We start from the raw sequence: 7,297 nt of genomic DNA, 5'->3' as shown, positions 1-7,297 counted from the left end.
GGCGCGCTCGGCAGTGCTGGCGCACGGCTCTCGCTTCCCGGCGGCGACCTCCTCGGTCCACGAACACCGGGCATCCACCCGCGGGACGCTCATGACAGAACGCCGGCCAGTGGCCGGCGTTCGTCGTTCTGGACGGTGGAGCGCGGCGGGCAGGTGGCGTCAGTCGTGGGCGGTCGCGGGGCGGTGGCGTCATCTCCTCGCGGTATGCGAGGCGAGCTGACGCCACCTCGACCAGTCCGCTGAGAGCTGACGCCACCTGCCCGCCGCACCCGCCGCACCCGCCGCGCCGCCGGCCTCGTCGGCAGGAAGCGATTCCGGCCAGATCCTGGCCGGAAGGCCTGGAAGGATGGAATCCGTCCTCGGGACCGCCGGAAGACGGGCTGGGGGACGACCCGATCACGACCACGATCCGAGGCTCGCGATGTCCGATCCCAGCTCCCGCATGCTGCGCCTGCTGTCGTTGCTGCAGACCCACCGCTTCTGGGCCGGCCCGGAGCTGGCGGACCGGCTCGACGTCAGCGAGCGGACGCTGCGGCGCGACGTCGACCGCCTGCGCGAGCTGGGGTACCCGGTCGACGCGGCGCGCGGGGCCGGCGGCGGCTACCAGCTGCAGGCCGGCAGCCAGCTGCCGCCGCTGCTGCTCGACGACGAGGACGCGGTCGCGATCGCGATCGGGCTGCGGACCGCGGCCGGCGGCTCGGTGGCCGGGATCGAGGAGACGTCCGTGCGCGCGCTGGCGAAGCTCGAGCAGGTGCTGCCGCCGAAGCTACGCCGCCGCGTCTCGGCGCTGCAGGCGGCGATCGTGCCGAGCCTCGGGCCGCCGAGCGCGGTCGACTCCGAGGCGCTGGCGGTGATCGCCCAGGCCTGCCGCGACAACGAGCGGCTGCGCTTCGGCTACCGCCGCCGCGACGGCGAGACCAGCGAGCGGACGGTCGAGCCGCACCGGCTGGTCGCGCTCGAGCGCCGCTGGTACCTGGCCGCCTGGGACGCTCGCCGGCAGGACTGGCGGACCTTCCGGGTCGACCGGATCAGCGCGCCGCAGAGCTCGGGATCGCGGTTCGCGCCGCGGCGGCCGCCGACCGGCGACGCCGCCGGCTACGTCCGCTCGTCGATCCGCTCGATGCCGGCGCGCTACGAGGCCGTCGTGACCGTCTTCGCCCCGGCGTCCGCGATCCCGCGCGAGGTCGGCTGGCTGCGGGGCGAGGTCGAGCCGATCGACGACGCCACCTGCCGGATCCGGACCCGCGGCGACGTGCTCGACTGGCTGATGCTGAACCTCGGCTTCCTGGCCCACGAATACCGGATCGACGGACCGCCCGAGTTCGTCGCCCACGTCCGCGACCGGGCGCGACGGCTGGCGCGCGCGGCCGGGGCGGACGACGGCGACGGCTCGCCGGCAGGCTCCGGTCCCTGAGCGACCGCGACGTCGCACGACGCGAGCGGGCGGCGACGCGCGGGTCGGGCGTCGTGCCGCCGCCGTCCGGCGCCGGGGCTCAGCCGGTCGCGTCGAGCGCGGCCTTGAGGACCTTGCTGGCGACCGGAGCGGCGGTCTCGCCACCCTGGAAGTTGCTGATCCGCAGCACGCCGATCGCCAGCGGGTCGTTGCCGCCGCTGCGGGTGGCGGGGGCGAAGGCCGCCATCCAGGCGTCGGTGTTGGTGCCGTCCTTGTTGCCGCAGGCGCTGTCGACCGGCGGCGCCTCGGCTCCGGGCTCGGCGTCCGGCGCGGCCTGGCTCTCGCAGTGGTCGCCCTGGGTCGCGCGCAGCTCGGCGGTGCCGGTCTTGCCGGCGGTGGTGACGCCCGGCACGGCGGCCTTCTGACCGGTGCCGCCGCTGATCACGGCCAACATCAGCTGCCGCATGTCGCGGGCGGTGCTCGGCTTGATGATCCGCTTGGCGGGCGCGGCCTTCGTCGACCGCAGGAAGGTCAGCTTCGGCATCCGGCCGCCGTTGGCGATCGTGGCGCTCATCAGCGCCACCTGCAGCGCGGTCGCCTGGACCTGGGCCTGGCCGATGCCGGACTGGGCCAGGTCGCCGACGCCGATCTCCTTCGGCAGCTGGCTGGTCTGGGCCCCCGGGACCCCGGGCGGCGTGTTGAAGCCGAACCGCTCGGCCATCTCGACGAAGCGCTTGGACCCGAGCTTGACCGCCATCGGCGCGAAGACCGAGTTGCAGGAGTGCGCGAACGACTGCACGAGCGTGCCGCCGCACGACTCCTGGTTGGAGTTCTGGATCCCGAGCGCCTCGGTCGCGACCGGATAGCTGGTGGTCGTCTTGGCGACGCCGTCCTCCAGGCCCGCGGCCGCGGTGATGATCTTCATCGTCGAGCCGGGCGGCTGCAGCACGCTCCAGGCCAGACCCTGGAAGCCCAGGACCTCGCCGGTGCGGCTGTTGAGGACGACGACGCCGCCGCCGGCCGGCGCGTCCTGCTGGGCCTCGGCCGCCGCCTTGACGACCGCCAGCGAGATCGAGCTGCGGACGGCCGTCGCCTTCTCGGGCGCGACCCGCTTCAGCACCCGATCGCCGGCCTTGAGGGTCCCGCCCGGCTTGCCGATCAGCTGCGGGTTGAGGATCCGCTCCAGGCCGCTGACGCCGACCTTCGCGTCCGCGGGCACGCCGAGCCGCTTCAGCATCGCCGCGTCCTCGGGCTTGGCCGTGCCGAGGTCGCCGCGGACCTGCTGGGCCAGGTTGGGCACCGGCGAGCTGCGGCTCTCGCCCTCGGCGATCGCTGTCTTGCCGTCGCGGGCGAGGATCGTGGCGCGTGCCGGCATGTCGGTCGTGCGGGTCAGCGTCTCGCCGTCGCGGAGGCCGGGGAAGGTCAGGCGCTTCGCCCAGCGGATCCGGGCCTGGTCGCCGGAGCCGACCAGCGGCAGCCGGACGGTCGCCGAGATCGTCCCGAACAGCCGCGTGCGGGCGAGGACCGGGACGTCGAAGGCGTCGCCGTCGCGCTTCGGCTTGCCGATCCGCAGCTGCTGGACCGTCGCGACCCCGAGCGGATCGCGGACCAGCTGCGCGAACCGCTGCTCGGACGTGCGGCTGCGGACGTCGTCGCTGACGTGGCCGTACATCGCTCCCGGGTCCTGGGCGGTCCAGGCCCGCAGGTAGGCGTCGACCGTGTCCCGCTCGGCCTGGCGGCTGGCACGGGCGTCGAGCACCAGGTAGGCGCCGACGCCCGCCGCGATCAGCAGCGCCAGCAGCGCGATCAGCAGCAGCGGCCGCCGGCCGCCAGGCCCGGAGCCGCGCCGCGCGCGCCCGACCGGGGGACGACCGCCGCGGTCGCCGGCCGCGCGGATCGGCGATCCGGGCGGCGTCCTGCGCCCGCCTGCGCCGCCCGAGATCCCGGATCCCCCACCGCGCGCGCCGCCGGCGGCGCGCGGCGCGGGAGCACGAGCCGTGCCGCCGGAACTCCGTTGCGGAGGACGTCTGCGTCCGGAGGCGGGCATTCGAGCGTACATACTAGTGTCCGATCGATCACCGTTCCGGGCGGGGGTCGCGGACACTGGACGGGCGTCCGTCGCGGCGGTCGGCGGCGACCGGACGTCCGGCGGATCGGAGCCCGTGGCCGGGTAGCGTTCACGGGCGATGACCGTCCTCGACTGGGCGCTGGTCGTGGTCGTCCTGCTGGCGGCGGTCGGTGGCGCGACCCAGGGCTTCCTCGCCTCCGCACTGGGCTTCCTGGGGTTCGCCGCCGGTGCCTTCGCCGGCGTCCGCCTGGGGCCGCTGCTGCTCCCCGACGGGAGCGAGGACGCCAACGCCCCGGTCGTCGCGCTGGTGGCGGCGACGGTGCTCGGGATCGTGCTCGGCGGGCTGATGCAGCAGGTCGGCGAGCGGCTGCGGCGGCGGCTCCAGGACGGCCGGCAACGGCGGATCGGGGTCTCGCTGGACGCCGGCCTCGGCGCCGCCTTCACCGTCGCGCTGGTCGTCGGGGCCGCCTGGCTGGTGTCGGCGATCGCCCTGCAGGCGCCGAACCTGCCGAGCGACTGGCGGTCGGAGATCCGCCGCTCGACCGTCCTGCGCGAGCTGCGCCGGAGCCTGCCGCCGGCCGACGACGCGCTGGCGCTGTTGGCGCGCTTCGACCCGCTGCCGGGGTTCTCCGGTCCCGCCGCGACGGTCGGGTCGCCGGACTCGACCGTGCTCCGCGGGAGCGGGGTGCGGGTCGGCCGCCGCGGCGTGGTGCGGGTCGAGGGCACCGCCTGCGGCGTCGGCGTCGTCGGGTCCGGCTGGGTCGTGGCCCGCGGCTACGTGGTGACCAACCAGCACGTGATCGCCGGCGAGGAGGACACGACCGTCATCCCCGAGGTCGGCGGCGAGCGCCTGCGGGCGTTCCCGGTCCACGTCGACGCCCAGCAGGACATCGCGATCCTGGCGGTGCCGGACCTGACGCTGGATCCGCTGCGGGTGGTCCGCGATCCGCGGCGGGCGACGCCCGCGGCGCTGCTCGGCTACCCGCTGGCCGGGCCGTTCCGGGCCCGCTCCGCCCGGATCGCCAGCCGCCAGTCGGTCTCCGGCGAGGACGCTTACGGCCGCGGTCCGGTCACGCGGCTGGTGCTGCCGTTCCGGGGCCTGGTCGAGCAGGGCAACAGCGGCGGCCCGCTGGTCGACGCCCGCGGACGGGTGCTGGGGACCGTCTTCGCGTCCTCGACCCGCGCCCACCAGCGCGGCGGCTACGCGGTCCCCAACGACGTGGTCAACGCGGCGATGACGGACGTCCGGCCGGGGCGGGCCGTCGACCCGGGTCCCTGCAGCCACTGACCGCGCTTGGTCGCCCTCCCGCGCGATCCCGGCACCGGTCCGGCGCGGGATCGGCACCGGGCGTGACGGGCACGGCGGTCGCGGCTCGCTACGCTGCGGCCCGTGGGTAAGACGCTCGTCATCGCCGAGAAGCCGTCCGTCGGCAAGGACCTGGCCAAGGTGCTGCCCGGGTCCTTCCAGGTCGGGAAGGTCGGGGCCGAGCGCAACGCCCGCTGGATGGAGGGGCCCGACCACGTGATCACGTGGGCGATCGGCCACCTCGTGCAGCTGGCCGAGCCGGACGCCTACGACAAGAAGTTCAAGCGCTGGCGGATGGACGACCTGCCGATCGTGCCGGAGGAGTTCCAGCTCGTCGAGCGCGACGAGGGCTCCAAGAAGCAGATGACGGTGATCCGCAACCTGCTCGCGCGGGCGGACGTCGACGAGGTCATCAACGCCTGCGACGCCGGGCGCGAGGGCGAGCTGATCTTCCGCTGGGTCTACGCGAAGGCCGGCGGCAAGAAGCCGACGCGCCGCCTGTGGCTGTCCTCGATGACCGAGGACGCGATGCGGCGGGCGCTCGCCGAGCTGCGCTCCTCCGACGAGGTCGAGCTGCTGGCGCAGGCCGCCCAGTCGCGGTCCGAGGCCGACTGGCTGGTCGGCATGAACGCGACCCGCGCGGCGACGATCCGGCTGCGCTCGAGCTTCGACGGCGCCGTCTCGCTCGGCCGGGTGCAGACGCCGACGCTGGCGATCCTCGCCCGCCGCGAGGAAGAGATCCGCGCCTTCGTCCCCGAGCCCTACTGGCTGGTCGACGCCCGCTTCGAGGCGCCGGCGAACGAGTCCGGCAAGCGCGCCTACTGGGGCCGCCTGTACCAGGGCACCCAGCCGCGCCTGCCGACGGCGGAGGAGGCCTCGGCGATCGCCGACGCCGTCCGCGACCAGCAGGGCACGATCACCAAGCTGGACAAGACGCGGCGCAAGGAGAAGGCGCCGATGCTCTACGACCTGACGTCGCTCCAGCGCGACGCCGGCAGCCGCTTCGGCTTCACCGCCCGCCGCACGCTCGCGGCGGCCCAGCGCTGCTACGAGGAGCACAAGGCGCTGACCTACCCGCGTACCGCGTCGCGGTTCCTGACCACCGACATGATCCCCGAGATCAAGCCGACGGCGGGCGAGGTCGGCAGCCGTCCGGAGTACCGCAAGGCCGCGGCCTACGTGACCTCGCTCGACAAGCTGCCGCTCGGGCGCGTGGTCAACGACGCCAAGGTCGCCGACCACCACGCGATCATCCCGACCAACGCCCAGCACGTGCTGGAGCGGATGAACGACGACGACCGCCGGATCTACGACATGGTCGTCCGCCGGTTCCTCGCGGTCTTCCACCCCGACGCCGAGTTCGAGAACACGCGGATCGAGACGACCGTCGACGTGTCCGTCGCGGTCGTGCGCAAGGACGACGACGGCAACGAGTCGACCGAGCAGGTTGGCCCGCAGGTCTTCCGGACCCGCGGCCGGGTGCTGCTGGTCGCCGGCTGGCGCGGCGTCTACGGCGAGGAGATCGAGGGCGCGGGCTCCGCCTCCGACGACGAGGACGAGGGGCGCCAGCAGACGCTGCCGAAGCTCGAGAAGGGCGAGGACGTCAAGACGCTCGAGGTCGCGTCCGAGGAGAAGGTCACCAAGCCGCCGCGGCGCTTCAGCGACGCGTCGCTGCTGGGCGCGATGGAGACCGCCGGCCAGCTGGTCGACGACGACGAGGCCCGCGAGGCGATGAAGGACGCCGGGATCGGCACCCCGGCGACCCGCGCGGCGATCATCGAGCGACTGATCGACGTCGGCTACACCGAGCGCGACGGTCGCGCCCTGGTCGTGACCGAGAAGGGCCTCAACGTCATCCGGTTGATCGAGGACCCCGAGCTCGGGCTGACGTCGCCGTCGCTGACCGGCGACTGGGAGCACAAGCTGGCCCAGATCGAGTCGGGCGAGATCACCCGCAAGGCGTTCATGGACGAGATCGCCAAGTACGCCCAGAAGACGGTCACGAAGCTCGACGACAAGCTCAAGGACGTCCGGATCCCGCGGGCCGACCTCGGTCCCTGCCCGGTCTGCGGCCGCTCGATCACCGAGAACCGCAAGGGCTTCTCCTGCTGGTCGAAGGACGATCCGGGCTGCGGCTTCGTGATCTGGAAGAGCAAGGCCGGCAAGACGCTGCCGCCGGCCGTCGCCAAGGAGCTGGTGAAGACCGGCCGCACGGCGAAGGCGGTGACCGGCTTCAAGAGCCGCGCCGGCCGCAACTTCCGCGCGCGCCTGGCCCTCCACCAGACCGAGGAGGGCAAGTGGCGGGTCGAGTTCGACGAGCCGTGGGCCCAGGAGGGGCTGCGGGCGCCCGCCGGCGAGGGCGACGGGATCGCGACCACCGATCCGGCGGCCGCCGCTGCGGCGACCTCGGCCGTCGCGGCGGACGGCGACGGCGACGGCGCCGCCGCGGCCTGAATCGAGCCGGCGACGGATCGGTGGTCCCGGCCCCGGTCCAGCGCGCTCGGCGGCGGCCCGCGAGCCGCCGCTGCAA

4 protein-coding genes are annotated in these 7,297 nt (G+C 74.5%); 3 read left to right on the top strand and 1 reads right to left on the bottom strand.

The features are described 5' to 3' along the window. Nucleotides 1–421: 421 nt before the first annotated feature. A complete protein-coding gene (locus tag PAI11_RS22515) occupies nt 422–1,414 on the top strand; it encodes a helix-turn-helix transcriptional regulator (RefSeq protein WP_211656649.1) in 993 nt (330 codons plus the stop codon). A gap of 79 nt (nt 1,415–1,493) precedes the next feature. Here PAI11_RS22515 and PAI11_RS22510 read toward each other — a convergent pair whose 3' ends face one another. Then, nucleotides 1,494–3,440, bottom strand: coding sequence for a penicillin-binding transpeptidase domain-containing protein (locus PAI11_RS22510; protein ID WP_007579079.1), 1,947 nt, complete (start codon nt 3,438–3,440; stop codon nt 1,494–1,496). A 139-nt stretch (nt 3,441–3,579) separates the two neighbouring features. On the opposite strand from PAI11_RS22510, the gene PAI11_RS25090 reads away from it, so the two are divergent. Next, entirely contained in the window at nt 3,580–4,749 is a 1,170-nt protein-coding gene (locus PAI11_RS25090; RefSeq protein WP_007579077.1) for a MarP family serine protease, read from the top strand. A gap of 102 nt (nt 4,750–4,851) precedes the next feature. Further along, complete coding sequence (locus PAI11_RS22500; protein WP_007579075.1) at nt 4,852–7,221, top strand: type IA DNA topoisomerase; 2,370 nt, start codon at nt 4,852–4,854, stop codon at nt 7,219–7,221. The last annotated feature ends 76 nt before the right edge of the window (nt 7,222–7,297 follow it).

It is taken from the genome of Patulibacter medicamentivorans, from assembly GCF_000240225.1.
Lineage (GTDB): Bacteria > Actinomycetota > Thermoleophilia > Solirubrobacterales > Solirubrobacteraceae > Patulibacter > Patulibacter medicamentivorans.
This window is presented reverse-complemented; position numbering and strand designations above follow the sequence as displayed.